Below are 1305 nucleotides of genomic sequence, written 5' to 3' on the forward strand. Positions count from 1 at the left end.
CCTGCCGATGGACAAGCCCGGCGCCGCAGCGCAGTACGTCATCGCCCCGGCCGAGATCCTCGCGGCGGCGCCGAAGAGCGTCCCGCTGGCCGACGCCGCCGCACTGCCACTGGTGGGCCTCACCGCGTACCAGGCGCTGTTCGACCACGCCAAGCTGACGGCCGGGCAACGCGTGCTGGTCAACGGCGCGGGCGGAGCGGTCGGCGGCTACGCCGTGCAGCTGGCCAAGAACGCCGGCGCCCACGTCATCGCCACGGCCAGCCCACGCAGCAGCGAGGCGGTCACATCGGCAGGCGCCGACGAAGTCATCGACCACACCACCACCAGCGTGAGCGCGGCGGTGACCGAACCGGTCGACGTCGTGCTCAACCTCGCACCGGTCGACCCGGCGCAGCTGGCCGCGCTGCCCGCCCTGATCCGTCCCGGTGGAGTGCTGGTGAACACCACGGTGTGGATGCCCGCGCCCAGTGACGAACAGCGCAGCGTGCGCGGCATCGACCTGTTCGTCCGCAGCGACGCCGACCAGCTGGCGCAGCTGGTAGCGCTGATCGACCGCGGCGAGCTGCGTGTCGACGTCGCCGAACGGGTGCCGCTGGCCGAGCTGCCGGCCCTGCATGCCCGGGCCGCCGAAGGCGCGGTGCACGGCAAGGCCATCGTCGTCCCGCCCACCGCCTAATGGGAGATACGGAGCCGGGGAATGCTCGATTCCGTAGCTGTCAGCAGGTGAGCACTATCGCCGCCGGAAGCTCTGACTTCTCGGGTCAGCGATACAGCGCACCTTCGGTGCGCGCCGGGGGCGTGGTAAATGCCGTGGCGTGCGCCGAGGTGCTTCTTGTGTGCCCTGACGTGGGCTGATGTCGGTCCGGGACGCTGGTGGGGTTCGTTCCGACCGAAACCGATGCCTCTGTGATGCCGGTGAGCTCGCAGGTCAGCGTGGTGCTGGGGACCGTCCACGGGAACCGTGGAGAGTCGCTGTGAAGCACGTGCGTCAGAATTCCTGATCCACCCTGGTCCTCGTGGAACGGCGTACCGCTTGGCCGTTCAAAGGGCCACAAATCCTTTCATCTCCCGCACAGCATCATTTCCGAAAGCTGTCCTACAACCAACTCCCTTTCATGTTCAGGACACAAGACCTGCAACTTCACGATGCACAGTGCTCATTGGGCTGGGACGCGTCGCGAACGCCAAGTCTCAAACTGGCGTAGGGGCGAACAGCTTTGAGTCCGTGCTCGATTTCATCGTCGCTGAAGTTGTGTTGCACAGCCAGGGGACGGGAGCGGTCTCGTTGACTCATGGTGACCATGA

Annotated in this window: 1 protein-coding gene; it reads left to right on the forward strand. The window is 66.9% G+C overall.

Going from position 1 to position 1305, the window contains the following annotated elements:
* Positions 1–676 (forward strand): NADP-dependent oxidoreductase (locus OP79_RS48980; RefSeq protein WP_033329729.1); only part of this gene is annotated, 676 nt, incomplete at its 5' end.
* Between the last annotated feature and the right edge of the window lie 629 nt (positions 677–1305).

This window comes from Streptomyces yerevanensis, from assembly GCF_000716805.1.
Taxonomy (GTDB): domain Bacteria; phylum Actinomycetota; class Actinomycetes; order Streptomycetales; family Streptomycetaceae; genus Streptomyces; species Streptomyces flaveus.